Source organism: Streptococcus sp. HMSC074B11 (assembly GCF_001808705.1).
In the GTDB taxonomy this organism is placed as follows: Bacteria; Bacillota; Bacilli; order Lactobacillales; family Streptococcaceae; genus Streptococcus.
In genome coordinates, this window is record NZ_KV794292.1 from 1 (window position 1) to 18,494 (window position 18,494).

An 18,494-nucleotide genomic window follows, 5' to 3' on the forward strand; every position below is an offset into this window, starting at 1 on the left:
CGAGACGGACTGAAAGTCGCATAATCAAAAGAAGGCTTGACGGCCTTCTTTTTCTGCACTATACTAGAGTAGGAGATGCTAGCAGACTCGTTCTGTCAGGCTTCTTGTGTAAAATCTAGAAACAACGAGAAAACAGATGAAAAACTATCAAGAATGGTACGATAAGAGGAAATCAAGTCTTCTTCGTCATCCACAACTATTGCAATTGCTGCGAGTCTTTAATCGCATGATGACAGTTCTGATGCCCTTAGCTTACTTGACCTTGTTGGGGACAAACTTTGTAAGTAAAGGGGTTGGGAAAGAACTTTCTGCCTATATTTTAGTTCCAGCTTTAGGCTTTGTCCTATTGACGCTTGTTCGTAAGTGGATCAATCAACCACGTCCTTATGAGTCTTGGGAAATTATTCCGCTATTAGACAAGGACAGTGCGGGTAATTCAATGCCTAGTCGCCATGTCTTTTCAGCAACCATCATTTCCATGGCTTGCCTGCATGCAAATTTATCTGAGGGGTTGGTTTTGTTGGTCTTATCAGCTCTTCTCGGCTTTGTGCGGGTTTTAGGTGGTGTTCATTATCCCAAGGATGTTTTAGTTGGCTACGCCTGTGGCCTCCTCTTGGGAATTCTTTTCTTTATTTTCTAAAAAGCAAAGCAAGTGGGCTTGGCCTCGTAACCACTTACGGGTCAAAAGTGACCACTTGCTTTTTTGCTCTTGTAAAGTCTTTTAGGCTTTGGTATAGTAGATGCAGAAAGGAGATAGGATGAAGTTACGAATCGAGATTGATAGTGAATTAACTGAGACAGAGATTGTCATCAAGGCTGCAGCCCTGACAGATGAAATAGCTGACTTGCAACGACTCTTGCAAGAAACCAAAGCTCCTAGGTTGATCTTTTACAAGGGGACGGGTGAGTACTACTTAGACTTGGCGGAAATTCTCTTTTTTGAGACAGAAGGTAGCAAGATTTACGCCCATACCCAGAAAGAGGCCTACGAGGTTCGGCTTAAGCTTTATGAGTTAGAGTCCATCCTGCCCCGCTATTTCAGTCGGGTATCCAAGTCGACCATAGCCAATCTTCGGCAGGTCTACTCGGTGGACAAGTCCTTCTCAGGGACAGGTACTATTTCCTTTTATCAAACCCACAAGGAGGTTCACGTGTCACGGCACTACCAATCCCTCCTAAAAGAAAATCTAAGAAACATGAGGTAAGAACATGAAAAAGAAAGCATTTGGTATTGTGTTGCTAGTATTGGCAGCTGTAGTGTTATTGCAGGGGAATTTTGGTATTCCTTCACTTGAAGGGGAAATTTGGCCCTTGATCGGTATTGGATTTTTTGCCTATCAATCAGTTGAGGCTTTGCTTCGTCGTCATCTGACATCAGCTTCTTTTACAGCCCTAGTGGCCCTCATGATTGCTAATCATTTTTATGACATTTTACCGATTCCCAATCAGTCATTGTTCTGGGCAAGTATTTTAATCGTAATGGGTGTCAGCGCACTCACTCATTCTAACAGAACTTGGAATGGAAAAAAATGGTGGTATGACGGTGAAAAGACCATTCTGACAGACAAGGAAGTCGCTTTTGGGGCGGGTACATTTTACAAGCAAGACCAAGAATTGGTAGAAGATGAGTTTGAGGTCGGATTTGGGAATGCCAAAATCTATTATGACAATGCAGAGATGTTAGGTGATTTTGCTACTCTGAATATCGAAGTCGGTTTTGGGAATGCAGTTATCTACGTGCCTCAACACTGGAGAGTAGATCTAAAGGTGGAAACTTTTTGTGGTGCGGCCAAGGCAGATGCTCCTGTAGCCCCAACCAGCAAAACTTTGATTATCCGTGGGGACGTTGCTTTTGGGAAATTAGGAGTTGTTTACGTTAAATAAAAAAATCTTCCAATCCCCTTGCCAAAACAGAGAAAGTGTGATAACATAGTACAGTATGTGGTGCTAGCACATCCGCTATATTAGATCTAATAGGAGGAAAACACAAATGGCTAAAGTATGTTACTTTACAGGTCGTAAGACTGTATCAGGAAACAACCGTTCACACGCGATGAACCAAACAAAACGTGCCGTAAAACCAAACCTTCAAAAAGTTACTGTACTTATCGATGGTAAACCTAAAAAAGTTTGGGCTTCAGCTCGTGCTTTGAAATCAGGTAAAGTAGAACGCGTTTAATAAAGAGTAAAAGGCCATCAGGTCTTTTTCTTTTACTCTGAGTTAAAAAAGCCTCGTCAAAGGAGCAAATATCCGCCGATACAGTATTCTGCTTTTACACTTGGCTTGAAATATGATAAAATAGAGTATCAACTAGTTGAGGTAGAAAAAATGACTGTAAAAATTAATACAAAAGATGGTCAAATCGAACTAACAGATGAAGTGATTGCTACCGTTGTAGGAGGTGCAGCAACTGAGATTTTTGGTGTGGTCGGTATGGCAAGTAAGAAAGCCCTCAAAGATAATTTCCAAGCCCTCCTTGGGAAGGAAAATTATTCTAAAGGTGTCGTTGTAAAAGCGGCCGAAGATGGTAGCATTGCAGTTGATGTATATACCGTGTTGAGCTACGGAACTAAGATTAGTGAAGTCTCAAAAAACATCCAAGAGCGTGTACGCTTTAGTTTGGAAAACCAACTTGGCATCACTGCTCAAACTGTAAATGTCTACATTCAAAATATCAAAGTTGTAGGAGAATAATCGTGTCAAATATTACTACAAGCTTATTTCAAGAAATGGTACAGGCTGCATCTACTCGTTTGAACAAGCAAGCCGAATATGTCAACTCATTGAACGTCTTCCCAGTTCCAGATGGAGATACAGGAACAAACATGGGAATGACTATCGAAAATGGTGCTAAAGAAGTAGCAGACAAACCAGCTTCAACAGTTGGTGAGGTTGCAAGTATCTTGGCTAAAGGTCTGTTGATGGGTGCGCGTGGGAACTCTGGAGTTATCACTTCTCAGCTTTTCCGCGGATTTTCACAAGCCATCAAGACAAAAGAAGAGTTAACAGGAAAAGATCTAGCTCTTGCCTTCCAATCTGGTGTTGAAGTAGCCTACAAGGCTGTTATGAAGCCAGTTGAAGGAACAATCTTGACTGTATCACGTGGTGCTGCCATCGGTGCTAAGAAAAAAGCCGAGCAGACAGACGATGCCATTGAGGTTATGCGCGCTGCCTTAGAAGGAGCTAAAACAGCCCTTGCTAAGACTCCAGACATGCTTCCAGTCTTGAAGGAAGTTGGTGTTGTGGACTCTGGTGGTCAAGGTTTGGTCTTCATCTATGAAGGTTTCCTTTCAGCTCTTACTGGTGAATATAGCGCTTCTGAGGACTTTGTCGCTACTCCAGCCAACATGAGTGAAATGATCAATGCTGAACACCACAAGTCTGTAGCTGGACATGTGGCAACAGAAGACATTACCTTTGGTTACTGTACGGAGATCATGGTTGCCCTTAAACAAGGCCCAACTTATGCTAAAGAGTTTAACTACGATGAATTCCGCAACTACTTGAACGAACTTGGGGACTCATTGCTTGTTGTCAATGACGATGAAATCGTTAAAGTTCACGTCCATACAGAAGATCCAGGTCTTGTTATGCAAGAAGGTCTTAAATATGGTAGCTTGGTTAAGGTTAAAGTCGATAACATGCGTAACCAACACGAAGCACAAGTGGAAAAAGAAGCAGCTCAAGTCAGCAAACCAGCTGAAGAAAAAGAATACGCCCTTATCGCAGTAGTAGCTGGACAAGGCTTGGCAGACATTTTCCGTGCTCAAGGTGTGGACTATGTTATCGAAGGTGGACAAACCATGAACCCTTCGACAGAAGACTTTATCAAGGCTGTAGAGCAAGTGAATGCTCGCAACATCATCTTCTTGCCAAACAACAAAAATATCTTTATGGCAGCACAATCTGCTGCAGAGGTATTGGAACAACCAGCAGTAGTGGTAGAAGCACGTACTCTTCCTCAAGGATTGACTAGCCTTCTTGCCTTCGATCCAAGCAAGTCTATCGAAGAAAATAAAGAACGCATGACTGCAGCCCTTGGCGATGTCGTTAGTGGTAGTGTAACAACAGCTGTTCGTGACACGACTATTGATGGTTTGGAAATCCATGAAAATGACAATCTTGGTATGGTGGATGGTAAGATCCTCGTATCAAACCCTGATATGCACCAAACTCTGACTGAAACTTTGAAACATATGTTGGATGAAGACAGTGAAATCGTAACCTTCTATGTCGGAGAAGACGGAAGCGAAGAATTGGCTAACCAAATCGCCCAAGAAATCGCAGAAGAATTCGAAGATGTCGAAGTAGAAATCCACCAAGGTCAACAACCAGTGTATCCATATCTCTTCAGTGTGGAATAAGAATGAAATAGAAAACGAAAGAGGTCGGGAAAAGATTCCCGATCTTTTTCGTTTGCAATGAGTTTTGGAATCAGTAGCTGATTGGTGCTAGAAAATCAATCCAATCTAGTAATTTCTGTTCCATCATTTTTAATGACATTTGTCATATATCCTCATGACAGAAGCTTCTAGTGATTCTACCTTCAAAGAATTATACTAGATGTATCAAATGGAGGAAGAAAAAAATGAAACATAAAGTGATTGTCGCAATGAGTTTAGTAGCAGCAGGAGTCATGACTTATCTCATGTTTTCAGGATTGGATGAAGGCTTCTATCATTTTCCTTGGGAGTTGTTTGCAAGCTTTGGAATCATGTCTTGGTTGATCCGAGAAGGCTTGAAATTGGTCTCAGATGTGAAAAAGGAGTTTGAAAAATGAAAAAAGCGATTCTCTTTCTTTTTATTGGACTATCACTAGTGGTATGGTTGGTAGAAATGTTTACAGGTTGGTTTGATCAAGCCTTCCTTCACCAAGCCATCCGTGGTGCCTGGGGATTAGGATTTATGATTTTTATCGCCTTTCCGATGGGAAAGGAGTGGCTGAAAGGAGAATATCATGAACATGATTAAGGTAGAAAGCCTAAATAAAAACATCAAGGGCAAGGCTATTTTGAAGGATATTTCCTTTGAGGTAGCTGAAGGTGAGTGCGTCGCCTTGATTGGGCCAAATGGTGCTGGAAAGACCACACTCTTGGACTGTTTGCTTGGAGATAAACTGGTCACAAGCGGTCAAGTATCCATCCAAGGCTTGCCAGTGACGAGCTCTAAGTTAGACTACACAAGATCCTACCTCCCTCAAGAAAATGTCATCGTTCAGAAATTAAAGGTCAAAGAGTTGATTGCTTTCTTTCAAAGCATTTACCCAAATCCCTTGAGCAACCAGGAAATCGATCAACTATTGCAGTTTGACAAGCAACAAAAAGAGCAATTCGCAGAAAAATTGTCAGGTGGGCAAAAACGTCTCTTCTCTTTTGTCTTGACCTTGATTGGCCGACCAAAGCTTGTCTTTTTGGATGAGCCTACTGCAGCCATGGATACCTCAACTCGTCAACGTTTTTGGGAAATTGTCCAGGATCTAAAAGCGCAGGGAGTCACCATTCTCTATTCATCCCATTATATCGAAGAAGTAGAGCATACAGCTGACCGGATTTTGGTCTTAAATAAGGGAGAGTTGATTCGTGATACAACACCTCTAGCCATGCGTAGTGAAGAGATTGAAAAGCATTTTATCCTTCCTCTGGCTTACAAGGAAGTCATTGAGCAGTCTAACTTGGTTGAAAATTGGTCACACAAACAAGATGCTTTGCAAGTAGTTACACGTGAAGCGGATGCTTTCTGGGAACTGTTAGTGCAAGCAGGATGTAGGATTCAAGAAATTGAAGTCAATAATCGTAGCTTGTTGGATACAATCTTTGAAGAAACACAAAAGGGAGATGACTAAGATGAAACGATGGATCGCACTAAACAAGATAGAATTTCTATTGACCAAACGACAATTAGTCTATTATCTATTATCCGTAGGGATGCCGACAGCATTCTATTTATTCTTTTCAGGCATGTACCAGGACACACCTGGTGGACCAGCTAATTTTATGCGCGACTACCTCATCTCCATGACGGCCTTCTCCATGATGTCGACAGCTATCTTTTCATTCCCAGTTGTTTTACATACCGACAAGATCAACAACTGGCAGAAAATATTACGTCATAGCCCTGTAAATATGGTAGAATATTATCTATCAAAGATAACAAGTATGATGGTTGATTATTTGGTCTCAATTCTGGTTGTTTTCTCAGTTGGGCATTTTGTAAGAGGTGTGGATATGTCTCTTGGAAACTGGATTGGGGCTGCGTTCTTGCTGATAGTAGGAAGTATAGCTTTTGTAGCGCTTGGCTTGATCCTGACTCTCTTACCGTCTAGTCAGCTGATGTCAGTCGTGGGCAATCTTCTTTACTTTGGCTTGGCTGTTTTAGGCGGACTCTGGATGCCTGTCTCTTTATTTCCAGACTGGATGCAAGCAATCGGGAAGCGCCTACCAAGCTATCAGTTGATGGAGTTGCTCAAGACCTTCTTAAACGAGGGTGGCATCAATTTATCAGCCACAGTTTATCTACTTGTTTTTTCAGCAGTTTTGTTTGGTTTGACCATTTACCTTAAAGGTCATAAGGAGAATGCTTAATGCTTGAAAGACTGAAAAGCATAGATTATATGTATTGGGCCAGTTTAATTTTTATGATTTTCCCCATCCTACCTGTAGTTACTGGGTGGCTTTCTGCCTGGCATTTATTGATTGATATTCTATTTGTAGTGGCGTATTTGGGTATTTTAACAACTAAGAGCCAGCGCCTATCTTGGCTTTTCTGGGGGATCATGCTGACTTATGTAGTTGGGAATACTGCCTTTGTTACTGTTAATTATATCTGGTTTTTCTTTTTCCTATCCAATCTCTTAAGTTATCATTTCAACGTAGGTGGTTTAAAGTCTTTACATGTCTGGACTTTTCTTCTTGCTCAAGTCCTTGTTTTGGGCCAACTTTTGATTTTTCAGAGAATCGAAGTTGAGTATCTATTCTATCTACTTGTAATTCTTGCTTTTGTCGATTTAATGACTTTTGGCTTGGTTCGGATTCGCATTGTGGAGGATTTGAAAGAAGCTCAGGCCAAGCAAAATGCTCAGATAAATTTATTGCTTGCTGAAAATGAACGTAGTCGTATCGGTCAGGATTTGCATGATAGTCTGGGACATACCTTTGCTATGCTGAGTGTCAAGACAGATTTAGCCTTGCAGTTATTTCAGATGGAGGCTTATCCACAGGTGGAAAAGGAATTAAAAGAAATTCACCAGATAAGTAAGGATTCCATGAATGAAGTGCGAACTATCGTGGAAAATCTGAAATCACGGACCCTAGCTTCAGAACTTGAGACTGTTAAGAAGATGCTGGAAATTGCTGGGATTGAGGTTGAGGTTGACAATCAATTGGACAAGGCTAGCCTGACCCAGGATGTAGAGTCGACGGCTGCCATGATTTTGTTAGAACTGGCGACCAATATCATCAAACATGCCAGGGCTGAAAAAGCCTATCTAAAACTGGAACGTACAGATCAGGAATTGGTCCTGACAGTCAGAGATGATGGGAAAGGTTTTGCAACTGTAAAAGGGAATGAACTTCATACAGTCCGAGACCGTGCAGCAGCCTTCTCAGGTCAAGTAGAGCTGGTCAGTTTGAAAGATCCCACAGAGGTGCGCGTGCATCTGCCTTATAAGGAGAGAAAGTAGATGAAAGTATTAGTCGCAGAAGATCAAAGTATGCTTAGAGATGCTATGTGCCAGCTCTTAAGCTTTCAACCAGATGTGGAGACTGTCTTGCAGGCGAAAAATGGAGCTGAAGTCATCCAAATTTTGGAAAAAGAAGCAGTAGATATTGCCATCCTTGATGTCGAAATGCCAGTCAAGACGGGATTAGAAGCTCTCGAATGGATCAAACAAGAAGTGCCTGAAACCAAGGTGGTTATCGTTACGACCTTTAAACGCCCAGGCTATTTTGAACGAGCGGTCAAAGCAGGAGTCGACGCCTATGTCTTGAAAGAGCGAAGCATCGCCGAGCTCATGCAAACCCTGCATACGGTGCTAGAAGGACGAAAGGAATATTCTCCAGAGCTGATGGAGGTCATGATGACCCATCCCAATCCCTTGACTGAGCAAGAAGTGGCTGTTTTACAAGGAGTTGCCCAAGGCCTATCCAACCAAGAAATTGCTGACCAGCTCTACCTCTCTAACGGTACAGTTCGTAATTACATGACCAATATCCTCTCCAAACTAGGCGCTAGCAATCGAACAGAAGCAGCCAAAACTGCCGAAGAAGAAGGCTGGTTGTGAGGGGAGAAAGAAAAAATCTAAAAAATCTCTTAGAAATGAATCTAAGAGATTTTTTGTGTGTTTATTTCACCAACTTCTTCATCTCATCAATACGTGCGACGGTCGCATCGTATTTGGCTTGGTAGTCGGCTTGTTTGTCGCGTTCTTTTTGGACGACTTCTGGTTTGGCATTGGCTACGAAGCGTTCGTTAGAGAGCTTCTTACCTACCATATCCAGTTCTTTTTGCCATTTAGCCAGTTCCTTGTCGAGACGAGCGAGTTCTTCTTCGACATTGAGGAGGTCTGCGAGAGGCAAGTAGATTTCTGCTCCTGTGATAACGCTTGACATAGCGAGTTCAGGTGCAGGGATGTTTGATGCGATTTCCAGGTGTTCTGGATTTGTGAAGCGTTTGATGTAGTTGACATTGCTGTTAAAGAAGGCTTCCAAGTCGCTATCGCTTGTCTTCACGAGAATGGTGATAGGCTTGCTTGGAGCAACGTTTACTTCCGCACGCGCATTACGAACGGCACGAATCAAGTCTTTGAGACTTTCCACACCAGTGTGGGCAACAAGATCTTCAAAGGCTGGATTAACAGTTGGGTAAGCAGCTGTAACGATAGAGCCTTCTGAGATTTGTCCAAAGATTTCCTCTGTTACGAATGGCATGATTGGATGGAGGAGACGAAGGATCTTGTCCAAAGTGTAAAGGAGAACAGAGCGTGTGATGACTTTTTCGTCCTCATTGTCGCTGTAAAGGACTTCCTTAGTCAACTCAACGTACCAGTCCGCAAATTCATCCCAGATGAAGTTGTAGAGGATGTGACCAGCCACACCAAATTCAAACTTATCAAAGTTGGCAGTAGCTTTGCCGATGGTTTCATTGAGGTTGTGGAGAATCCAGCGGTCTGTGACATTTCCAGCTTCCTTCTTAACAACTTTTTCGACATTGGCAGTAGCTTGCTTGAGGGTCAAGCCTTCATTGTTCATGAGGATGTAGCGAGAGATGTTCCAGATCTTGTTGATGAAGTTCCATGAAGCATCCATTTTCTCGTAAGAGAAGCGCACGTCTTGACCTGGTGCAGAACCGTTTGAAAGGAACCAGCGAAGGGCATCGGCACCATATTTCTCGATAACATCCATCGGGTCAATCCCGTTACCGAGTGATTTAGACATCTTACGTCCTTGCTCGTCACGGATAAGACCGTGGATAAGAACGTTTTGGAATGGCTGACGGCCAGTGAATTCCAAGGATTGGAAGATCATACGAGACACCCAGAAGAAGATGATGTCGTAACCTGTTACCAAGGTTGAAGTTGGGAAGTAACGTTTGAAGTCTTCTGAATCGACATCAGGCCAGCCCATAGTTGAGAATGGCCAAAGGGCAGAACTGAACCACGTATCCAAGACGTCTTCGTCCTGAGTCCAACCGTCGCCTTCTGGAGCTTCTTCGCCGACATACATTTCACCCTCGGCATTGTACCAAGCAGGGATTTGGTGACCCCACCAGAGCTGACGAGAGATTACCCAGTCGTGGACATTTTCCATCCATTGGAGGAAGGTATCGTTGAAACGAGGTGGGTAGAATTCTACCTTATCATCTGTATCTTGGTTGGCAATGGCATTCTTAGCTAATTGGTCCATCTTCACAAACCATTGAGTAGACAAGCGTGGTTCAACCACAACACCTGTACGCTCTGAGTGCCCAACACTGTGGACACGTTTTTCGATTTTAACAAGGGCACCGATTTCTTCCAACTTAGCCACGACTGCTTTACGAGCTTCAAAACGGTCCATGCCTGCAAATTCGAAGGCCAAGTCATTCATAGTTCCGTCGTCGTTCATGACGTTGACTTGTGGTAAGTTGTGACGTTGACCAACCAAGAAGTCATTTGGATCGTGGGCAGGTGTGATTTTCACGACACCTGTACCAAATTCAGGATCTGCGTGCTCGTCTCCAACGATTGGGATCAGTTTATTAGCGATTGGCAGAATAACGTTTTGACCAATCAAGTTCTTGTAGCGTGGATCTTCTGGATTGACCGCAACGGCTACGTCCCCAAACATAGTCTCAGGACGAGTTGTCGCCACTTCAAGGGCGCGTGAGCCATCTTCCAGCATGTAGTTCATGTGGTAGAAGGCACCTTCGACGTCCTTGTGGATAACTTCGATATCAGAAAGGGCTGTGCGAGCTGCTGGGTCCCAGTTGATGATAAACTCACCACGGTAGATCCAGCCTTTCTTGTAAAGGTCCACAAAAACCTTGCGAACGGCTTTTGACAAACCTTCGTCAAGAGTGAAACGTTCACGAGAGTAGTCTACAGATAGCCCCATCTTGCCCCATTGTTCCTTGATGGTAGTGGCATATTCGTCTTTCCATTCCCAAACCTTATCGAGGAATTTTTCACGACCAAGGTCATAGCGGGAAATGCCCTCACCACGCAAGCGCTCCTCAACCTTAGCTTGAGTCGCAATCCCCGCGTGATCCATCCCTGGAAGCCAAAGCGTATCAAAGCCTTGCATGCGTTTTTGACGGATGATGATATCTTGCAAAGTCGTATCCCAAGCGTGACCAAGGTGAAGTTTCCCAGTCACGTTTGGTGGTGGAATCACGATTGAATAAGGCTTAGCCTTTTTATCTCCAGAAGGCTTGAAAACATCTTCGTCAAGCCATTTTTGGTAACGTCCAGCCTCAACCTCGGCTGGATTGTATTTAGGTGAAAGTTCTTTAGACATGTGTTTGTCCTTTCTCTATTGTTTTCATTTTTTCTTGAATCTGCTTTGCGACTTCTTCTGCAGACAGATTCGTATTATCAATTTTAAGGTAGTAGTGAAGACCACTCGGTTGCTTTTGAGAATTAAGTTGATTCGTTTTATCAGTATCTAAAATTTCTCTTTCAGATACCTCAAAATTCCGTTTCAAGGGTTTATACTTCAACCGATTCTCCGTTCGATTTCGATGCATGCGCTCTTCAAGACTTGTTTCCAACTCAACAAAAAGAATCTCTTGATGATAATCATCCAACAAATTCTGAATTTGCTTTAAATACATCAGCTGGTACTGATTTGAAAAATCAATTACGTCTGTTAAAATTACTGATCGCTGGTTTCTTGCACTTGCTCCAAGGAAAGAAAAGGTGATTCCACGAACAAATTCCCACATTTCCTCTGTATAGTCCTGATAGATTTCGAGTGCGAAATCTATTGGTTGATGGTTGAAAAAGAGAGTTGCACCGGTGAGTTTTGAAAGTTCCTGACCAATGGTCATTTTCCCTGAGGCTGGAGCTCCAATGATGAAAACATGCATCAATCCGCCTCCCACTCACTCCTCAGCAAGCCGTATCTCAAATCATCACAACGATTGCCTTGGGCATCTTTGCGATCCCTTATGCGAGCTTCAAGGGTGAAACCAAGTTTCTCAGCGACTCGTTGACTTTGGACATTGTAGCCAAAGCAAGACAATTCTACCTTGTGAAGCCCCAATTCTTTAAAAGCTAGGTCAATCAAGGCACGCGCTGCTTCAGGAACATAACCGCGCCCCCAATAATCTGGGTGCAAGGTATAGCCAATCTCTAGCACATCATCTTCGTGGCGATGGGGGAAATCGACAGAACCAATGATTGTATCGGTCCCTTTAATCACAATTCCATAGCCTGCTGGGAGATTGTCCTTTTGATTACGCTCGGGAAGGATATGTTCTAGGTAATAAATCTCATCTTCCAAGGTTTTGACAGGTGGAAACCCTGCTGGGTAAGAGACTTCTGGACAACTGGCATAGCCAAAGATATCCTCAGCATCCGCCACTGTACGTACTCGCAAGACCAGTCGCTCCGTCTCGATTCGTTCAGGTAGTTCTGCTCTGGTCATCTTTTTTCCTCGCTTTCTTGATGAAGCTTCCCATGGGGGCGACTCGTTCATCTAGATAGCGGTAAACACGCTGATGGCCATCACCCATAAAGTAAGTCGGTGCAAAGCGGTCATTTTTAAAATGCCCTTTTTCGTCCAGTAGTTCTGAATCAGCCAATCGATCAAGAATCTTAGCAAAGATATGGCAGATGCCATCCTCCTCGATGATCCGATCTACCTGACAATCCAATACGACTGGGCAAGCCTCTAAAATAGGTGCCTGTGTCCGTTTAGAAATCTTATAGTCTAGTCCCAAGTGTTTCAACTTTTCCCGATGGCTGATAAAACCAGCCTGCTCCATTTCGAGCATGAAGTTTTCATCAGGGATGTTTACGGTAAACTGTTGATAATGCTTAATCTGGTCAGCCGCATTTTCCTCAGCACCAACACCGATGACCAGCCAATCGCCCAGGCTATAAGAGGAACTGCAGGTCGTGATATTGTGCCCAAAGTTCTGGTCCTGATATCCCAAGATGAAGATTGGAAAACCATAGTAGAGCTTGCTGGTGTTAAAAGATTGTTTCATGACAACCTCCTTTGGCTAGGGGTCTAAAATAAAAATCGCCCCTGCCATCAATCTGACAGGGACGAATGTGTTAATCCGCGGTACCACCCAATTTCGGGCAGATGCCCGCAACTTTAATCTTCTTGTTTCTCTTTTATGACGTCGTTAGCTCGTCTTGCCGTACTTGAGTACAGCCTGCAACTCGCTGTCTAGTTCTAAAAGGAAACAAAAATAGTTATATTTAAATTTTTAATTTCAACTCACTAGCAACCAGTTTTGACACATTTGTGGACTTCTCAGCTCCGCCACTTTCTGTAAAATGTGGGACTCAAAACACCTCTAATGGCTTTATTTTAACAAGTTTTTGACGGAAATGCAAGGGACAAGAAAGATTACTTGAACTTGATGCCGTTTTCTTTTAATTTCTTGATAGTAGCTGGACCGATTCCTTTCAAGGCAAGGAGTTCTTTTTCTGTCCAGTTTTTGAAGTCAGCAGCAGACTTGATACCTTCATCGTAGAAAGTCTTAGCGCGGTCAACTGAAAGTCCCCCTAGGTTAGCTGCGAAATCTTCTACAGAAGTAGCAACTTTTTGAGCTTGCTCTTTGGTTGCTTCTACAGTTTTTTCAACCTTTTTAGAGACAGCTTTACCTGCATCGCTTGCTGCTTTTTCAGCATGTTTTACAACTTTTTTTGTTTCTTCGACAACCTTGTTTACAGTGCTTGAAAATGCACCTGAGCGACGTAGGCTGTTTCTCAATTGTTTTTTACGTTGGAGTGTCTTTGACATGATAAAATCCTTTCAATAAAAAATCCCTGTGGCTGAACAAGGATCGAATCTCTATGACTTTATTGTATCAACTTTCTTTAGGAATTGCAAGGCTTGATATACTGGAAATATAGGAGATATATGGGAAATTTCGCCGTAGAATGATAGACGATAATAGAAGAAAAGTGAAAAATATGGTATAATGAAACGATAGATTTTTGAATAGGAATACAATCATGTTTGGATTTTTAAAAAAAGATAAAGCAACAGAAACCCCCACAATGGTGCCAGACCACATCGGTGTGATCATGGATGGGAATGGTCGTTGGGCTAAAAAACGGATGCAACCGCGTGTCTTTGGGCATAAGGCTGGGATGGATGCTTTGAGAACGGTAGCCATTGCTGCTAGTGATATGGGAGTCAAAGCCTTGACGGTCTATGCCTTCTCAACTGAAAACTGGACCCGTCCAGATCAGGAAGTCAAATTTATCATGAACTTACCTGTTGAATTTTATGATAAGTTTGTTCCCGAATTGCATCAGAAGAACATGAAGATTCAAATGATTGGGGAGACTGATCGTTTGCCGAAGCAGACTTTTGATGCTCTTAAAAAGGCAGAAGAACTGACTAAGTTAAATACAGGATTGATTCTCAATTTTGCCCTTAATTATGGTGGACGAGCTGAGATTACACAAGCGGTCAAGTTGATTGCACAGGATGTTTTAGATGCTAAGATCAATCCTGGTGATATCACCGAGGAGTTGATTGGGGAATATCTCTTTACGGGACATTTGCCAAAAGTCTTGCGTGATCCTGACTTGATTATTCGGACCAGCGGTGAACTTCGTTTGAGTAATTTCTTGCCATGGCAGGCTGCTTATAGCGAGCTCTATTTCACGGATGTCTTGTGGCCTGACTTTGATGAGGAAGCCTTGAAAGAAGCTATCATCGAGTACAATCGTCGCAACCGTCGTTTTGGAGGAGTTTAGGAGATATTATGATACAGGATTTACAAAAGAGAACCCTTTTTGCTATCTTGGCCTTGGCTATCTTTATCCCAATCTTGGCGATTGGTGGCTTATGGCTCCAGATTGCCATGGGGATTGTGGCTATGTTGGGAGTACATGAGTTACGGCGCATGAAGGGTTTAAATACCATGACGCCTGAAGGACTCTTGACTTTACTAGCAACCTTTTTTCTGACTATTCCTTTGGAAAACTACCTGAAGTTTTTGCCTGTGGATGGAAACGTTGTTGCTTATAGTGTCGTGATACTGATTTTACTAGGGGCAACAGTCTTCAGCAAGAACTATACTATTGAGGATGCTGTTTTTCCGATTGCCATGAGTTTTTATGTTGGTTTTGGCTTTAATGCTTTGGTCGATGCTCGTATTGCAGGTTTGGATAAGGCGCTTTTGGGACTGTGTATGGTCTGGGCAACCGATAGTGGAGCCTATCTAGTAGGAATGAAGTTTGGTAAGAGAAAACTAGCTCCGAGAGTTTCCCCTAACAAGACCATAGAGGGTGCTATGGGAGGTATCTTGGCTGCTATGCTAGTGACTTTGATTTTTATGCTAGTTGATAGTACCGTTGCTTTACCTTATGGGATTTACAAAATGATGGTCTTTGCTATTTTCTTTAGTATAGCTGGTCAGTTGGGTGATTTGATTGAAAGTGCAATGAAACGTCACTTTGGTGTCAAAGACTCAGGTAAGTTTATCCCAGGTCATGGTGGGGTATTGGATCGTTTTGATTGCATGCTGGCTGTCTTCCCTATTATGCACCTCTTTGGCTTATTTTAAGGAAAGGTAAATAGAAATTAAATGATAGGATTACTAACATTTATCCTGGTCTTTGGGATTATCGTAGTGGTTCACGAATTCGGACATTTTTACTTTGCTAAGAAATCTGGGATTTTAGTTCGTGAATTTGCCATCGGTATGGGCCCCAAAATCTTTGCCCACATCGGAAAAGATGGAACTGCTTATACCATTCGTCTCCTGCCACTTGGTGGTTACGTTCGGATGGCAGGTTGGGGTGAAGATACGACAGAAATTAAGACTGGAACTCCTGCAAGCCTAACATTGGCAGCGGATGGTAAGGTCAAACGCATCAATCTCTCTGGTAAAAAGGTTGACCAGACAGCTCTGCCTATGCAAGTCACTCAGTTTGATTTTGAGGATAAACTCTTTATTAGAGGCTTGGTCTTAGAAGAGGAAAAGACTTTCTCAGTAGACCATGATGCGACCATTGTGGAAGCTGATGGAACGGAAGTTCGTATTGCTCCCTTAGACGTCCAATATCAAAATGCGACTGTCTGGGGCAAATTGATTACCAACTTTGCTGGTCCTATGAATAATTTTATCCTAGGAGTCGTCGTTTTCTGGATCTTGATTTTCATGCAAGGTGGCGTCCGTGATACGCAAACGAATAACTTCAGTATTATTCCAGATAGCGCTTTGGCTAAGGTTGGTGTTGAAAATACGGCCCAAATCACTAAAGTCGGCAGTTATGAGATTTCAAACTGGTCAGATTTGATTCAGGCGGTTGATGCAGAAACCAAGGACAAAACAGCGCCCGTTTTGGATGTGACGATTTCTGAAAATGGCACTGAAAAACAAGTCAGTGTGACACCTGAAGAAAGCCAAGGTCGTTATATACTGGGTGTTCAGCCAAGGCTCAAATCAGACATCTGGTCTATGTTTATGGGCGGATTTACAACTGCGGCTGATTCAGCCTTGCGAATTCTCAATGCTTTGAAAAGCTTGATCTTTCAACCAGATTTGAATAAGCTGGGCGGTCCTGTTGCTATCTTTAAGGCAAGTAGCGATGCTGCCAAGAATGGACTGGAAAATGTCTTGTACTTCTTGGCTATGATTTCCATCAATATCGGGATTTTCAATCTGATTCCAATCCCTGCGCTCGACGGTGGAAAAATCGTGCTTAACATCATTGAAGCTATTCGCCGCAAACCACTAAAACAAGAAATTGAAACCTATGTCACTCTGGTTGGAGTTGTCATTATGGTCGTCTTGATGCTCGCCGTGACATGGAACGACATCATGCGTACCTTCTTTTAAGAAATAGAGGAGTCATTATGAAACAAAGTAAAATGCTTATCCCAACGCTTCGCGAAATGCCAAGCGATGCTCAAGTTATCAGTCACGCCCTTATGTTGCGTGCTGGTTATGTTCGTCAAGTATCAGCAGGTGTTTACTCATACCTACCACTTGCTAACCGTGTTATCGAAAAAGCCAAGAAGATCATGCGTCAAGAGTTTGACAAGATTGGTGCTGTTGAGATGTTGGCTCCAGCCCTTCTCAGTGCTGACCTTTGGCGTGAATCTGGTCGTTATGAAACTTACGGTGAGGACTTGTACAAATTGAAAAACCGTGAGAAGTCAGACTTTATCTTGGGGCCAACTCACGAAGAAACCTTCACAGCGATTGTCCGTGATTCTGTCAAGTCTTACAAGCAATTGCCACTGAACTTGTACCAAATCCAGCCTAAGTACCGTGATGAAAAACGTCCGCGTAATGGACTTCTTCGTACGCGTGAATTCATCATGAAAGATGGTTATAGCTTCCATGCTAACTATGATAGCTTGGATGTAACTTATGATGAGTACAAGGCAGCCTATGAGCGTATCTTCACTCGTAGTGGTTTGGACTTCAAAGCAATCATCGGTGACGGTGGAGCCATGGGTGGTAAGGATAGCCAAGAGTTTATGGCCATCACACCTGCTCGTACAGACCTTGACCGTTGGGTTGTTTTAGACAAGTCTGTTGCATCATTTGACGAAATTCCTGATCAAGTGCAAGAAGAAATCAAGGCAGAATTGCTCAAATGGATGGTTTCTGGTGAGGATACCATTGCCTACTCAAGCGAGTCAAGCTATGCGGCTAACTTGGAAATGGCAACCAACGAGTACAAACCAAGCAATCGTGTTGTGACTGAAGATGAAGTGGCTCGCGTGGAAACACCAGGTGTCAAATCGATTGATGAAGTGGCTGCTTTCTTGAATGTCTCTGAAGAACAAACAATCAAGACCTTGGTTTATATTGCAGATGAGGAGCCAGTTGTTGCCCTACTCGTTGGCAATGACCAACTCAATGAAGTTAAGTTTAAAAACTACCTTGGAGCAGATTTCTTGGAACCTGCAACTGAGGCAGAAGTGAAAGAATTGTTGGGAGCGGACTTTGGTTCCCTTGGCCCAGTAGATCTTCCAGAAAATGTTAAAATCATCGCAGACCGCAAGGTACAAGATAGTCGCAATGCTGTTGTTGGTGCCAATGAAGATGGTTACCACTTGACTGGTGTCAACCCAGGTCGTGACTTCATTGCCGAGTATGTGGATATCCGTGAAGTTCGTGAAGGTGAAATTTCTCCAGACGGACAAGGTATTCTTAACTTTGCGCGTGGTATCGAAATCGGTCACATCTTTAAACTGGGAACTCGTTACTCAGCAAGTATGGGTGCAGATGTCTTGGATGAAAATGGTCGTGCTGTGCCAATCATCATGGGATGCTACGGTATCGGTGTTAGTCGTCTCCTTTCAGCGGTTATGGAGCAACACGCTCGCCTCTTTGTTAACAAAACACCTAAAGGGGAATATCGTTACGCTTGGGGTATCAATTTCCCTAAAGAATTGGCACCATTTGATGTGCACTTGATTCCGGTCAATGTTAAGGACGAAGCAAGTCTTGAATTGACTAATCGTATCGAAGAAGCCTTAGTCAACAAAGGCTACGAAGTCTTGACAGATGACCGTAACGAACGTGTCGGTGTTAAATTCAGTGATAGCGACCTGATTGGTCTTCCAATCCGTATCACTGTTGGGAAGAAAGCAGCTGACGGTATCGTAGAAGTGAAGATCAAGGCGACAGGAGATACAATCGAAGTTCATGCAGATAACTTGCTTGAAACCCTTGAAATCCTAACAAATAAATAAAATCTATAATCAGAAGAAAAACAAGACAAAAATGTAACTAGTTTTTGCCTTGTTTTTTCTTTATAATGAGAGAAAGTAAGACTCAATGAAAATCAAAGAGCAAACTAGGA

Annotated in this window: 21 protein-coding genes; 16 read left to right on the plus strand and 5 right to left on the minus strand. The window is 42.9% G+C overall.

Annotation, left to right across the window (positions count from 1 at the left end; genetic code table 11):
- Positions 1 to 136: 136 nt before the first annotated feature.
- From HMPREF2619_RS08395 to HMPREF2619_RS08450, 12 genes are all read left to right on the plus strand, one after another.
- Positions 137 to 640: a phosphatase PAP2 family protein gene (locus tag HMPREF2619_RS08395; protein ID WP_070460686.1), complete on the plus strand. Its 504-nt coding sequence runs from the start codon at positions 137 to 139 to the stop codon at positions 638 to 640.
- A 118-nt stretch (positions 641 to 758) separates the two neighbouring features.
- Entirely contained in the window at positions 759 to 1,205 is a 447-nt protein-coding gene (locus tag HMPREF2619_RS08400; protein ID WP_006155797.1) for a LytTR family DNA-binding domain-containing protein, read from the plus strand.
- A gap of 4 nt (positions 1,206 to 1,209) precedes the next feature.
- Positions 1,210 to 1,884, plus strand: coding sequence for a LiaF transmembrane domain-containing protein (locus HMPREF2619_RS08405; protein WP_070460688.1), 675 nt, complete (start codon positions 1,210 to 1,212; stop codon positions 1,882 to 1,884).
- A 106-nt stretch (positions 1,885 to 1,990) separates the two neighbouring features.
- Positions 1,991 to 2,179 (plus strand): 50S ribosomal protein L28, encoded by a 189-nt coding sequence (gene rpmB / locus HMPREF2619_RS08410; protein ID WP_001140948.1) that lies wholly within the window; start codon positions 1,991 to 1,993, stop codon positions 2,177 to 2,179.
- A gap of 150 nt (positions 2,180 to 2,329) precedes the next feature.
- Positions 2,330 to 2,695 (plus strand): Asp23/Gls24 family envelope stress response protein, encoded by a 366-nt coding sequence (locus tag HMPREF2619_RS08415; RefSeq protein WP_000216431.1) that lies wholly within the window; start codon positions 2,330 to 2,332, stop codon positions 2,693 to 2,695.
- 2 nt (positions 2,696 to 2,697) lie between these two features.
- On the plus strand, positions 2,698 to 4,365 hold the full coding sequence (locus tag HMPREF2619_RS08420) for a DAK2 domain-containing protein (RefSeq protein ID WP_070460690.1): 1,668 nt from the start codon (positions 2,698 to 2,700) through the stop codon (positions 4,363 to 4,365).
- Between the two features lie 224 nt (positions 4,366 to 4,589).
- The gene (locus tag HMPREF2619_RS08425) at positions 4,590 to 4,781 is read left to right on the plus strand and encodes a hypothetical protein (RefSeq protein ID WP_006152799.1); all 192 of its coding nucleotides are present in this window, start codon (positions 4,590 to 4,592) and stop codon (positions 4,779 to 4,781) included.
- Positions 4,778 to 4,972: a hypothetical protein gene (locus HMPREF2619_RS08430; protein WP_049502866.1), complete on the plus strand. Its 195-nt coding sequence runs from the start codon at positions 4,778 to 4,780 to the stop codon at positions 4,970 to 4,972. The genes HMPREF2619_RS08425 and HMPREF2619_RS08430 overlap by 4 nt, the downstream gene beginning before the upstream one ends.
- On the plus strand, positions 4,959 to 5,843 hold the full coding sequence (locus HMPREF2619_RS08435) for an ABC transporter ATP-binding protein (RefSeq protein ID WP_070460692.1): 885 nt from the start codon (positions 4,959 to 4,961) through the stop codon (positions 5,841 to 5,843). Before HMPREF2619_RS08430 ends, HMPREF2619_RS08435 begins: the two co-directional genes overlap by 14 nt.
- Before the next feature lies 1 nt (position 5,844).
- On the plus strand, positions 5,845 to 6,582 hold the full coding sequence (locus HMPREF2619_RS08440; protein WP_070460695.1) for an ABC transporter permease: 738 nt from the start codon (positions 5,845 to 5,847) through the stop codon (positions 6,580 to 6,582).
- Positions 6,582 to 7,679 carry a sensor histidine kinase gene (locus HMPREF2619_RS08445; protein WP_070460697.1) on the plus strand — a complete coding sequence of 366 codons (1,098 nt, stop codon included), beginning with the start codon at positions 6,582 to 6,584 and terminating at the stop codon, positions 7,677 to 7,679. The genes HMPREF2619_RS08440 and HMPREF2619_RS08445 overlap by 1 nt, the downstream gene beginning before the upstream one ends.
- On the plus strand, positions 7,680 to 8,279 hold the full coding sequence (locus HMPREF2619_RS08450; protein WP_070460703.1) for a response regulator transcription factor: 600 nt from the start codon (positions 7,680 to 7,682) through the stop codon (positions 8,277 to 8,279).
- 61 nt (positions 8,280 to 8,340) lie between these two features.
- Here HMPREF2619_RS08450 and HMPREF2619_RS08455 read toward each other — a convergent pair whose 3' ends face one another.
- The 5 genes from HMPREF2619_RS08455 to HMPREF2619_RS08475 form a co-directional block, all read right to left on the minus strand.
- Positions 8,341 to 10,992, minus strand: a complete 2,652-nt coding sequence (locus tag HMPREF2619_RS08455; protein WP_070460705.1) for a valine--tRNA ligase — start codon at positions 10,990 to 10,992, stop codon at positions 8,341 to 8,343.
- Positions 10,985 to 11,563, minus strand: coding sequence for an AAA family ATPase (locus tag HMPREF2619_RS08460; RefSeq protein WP_070460707.1), 579 nt, complete (start codon positions 11,561 to 11,563; stop codon positions 10,985 to 10,987). Before HMPREF2619_RS08460 ends, HMPREF2619_RS08455 begins: the two co-directional genes overlap by 8 nt.
- Positions 11,563 to 12,123 (minus strand): GNAT family N-acetyltransferase, encoded by a 561-nt coding sequence (locus HMPREF2619_RS08465; RefSeq protein WP_070460709.1) that lies wholly within the window; start codon positions 12,121 to 12,123, stop codon positions 11,563 to 11,565. Before HMPREF2619_RS08465 ends, HMPREF2619_RS08460 begins: the two co-directional genes overlap by 1 nt.
- A complete protein-coding gene (locus HMPREF2619_RS08470; RefSeq protein WP_045762767.1) occupies positions 12,101 to 12,688 on the minus strand; it encodes a flavin reductase family protein in 588 nt (195 codons plus the stop codon). The genes HMPREF2619_RS08465 and HMPREF2619_RS08470 overlap by 23 nt, the downstream gene beginning before the upstream one ends.
- Positions 12,689 to 13,059: 371 nt before the next feature.
- Positions 13,060 to 13,455 (minus strand): helix-hairpin-helix domain-containing protein, encoded by a 396-nt coding sequence (locus tag HMPREF2619_RS08475; protein WP_045762766.1) that lies wholly within the window; start codon positions 13,453 to 13,455, stop codon positions 13,060 to 13,062.
- A gap of 215 nt (positions 13,456 to 13,670) precedes the next feature.
- Between HMPREF2619_RS08475 and HMPREF2619_RS08480 the strand changes: the two genes are divergently transcribed.
- The 4 genes from HMPREF2619_RS08480 to HMPREF2619_RS08495 are packed head-to-tail and all read left to right on the plus strand — an operon-like array spanning position 13,671 to position 18,384.
- Positions 13,671 to 14,423 carry an isoprenyl transferase gene (locus HMPREF2619_RS08480; RefSeq protein ID WP_045762765.1) on the plus strand — a complete coding sequence of 251 codons (753 nt, stop codon included), beginning with the start codon at positions 13,671 to 13,673 and terminating at the stop codon, positions 14,421 to 14,423.
- Between the two features lie 8 nt (positions 14,424 to 14,431).
- Positions 14,432 to 15,235 (plus strand): phosphatidate cytidylyltransferase, encoded by an 804-nt coding sequence (locus HMPREF2619_RS08485; protein ID WP_070460710.1) that lies wholly within the window; start codon positions 14,432 to 14,434, stop codon positions 15,233 to 15,235.
- 21 nt (positions 15,236 to 15,256) lie between these two features.
- Positions 15,257 to 16,513 (plus strand): RIP metalloprotease RseP, encoded by a 1,257-nt coding sequence (gene rseP, locus HMPREF2619_RS08490; RefSeq protein ID WP_070460712.1) that lies wholly within the window; start codon positions 15,257 to 15,259, stop codon positions 16,511 to 16,513.
- A 17-nt stretch (positions 16,514 to 16,530) separates the two neighbouring features.
- A complete protein-coding gene (locus HMPREF2619_RS08495; protein WP_070460714.1) occupies positions 16,531 to 18,384 on the plus strand; it encodes a proline--tRNA ligase in 1,854 nt (617 codons plus the stop codon).
- Positions 18,385 to 18,494: the final 110 nt, after the last annotated feature.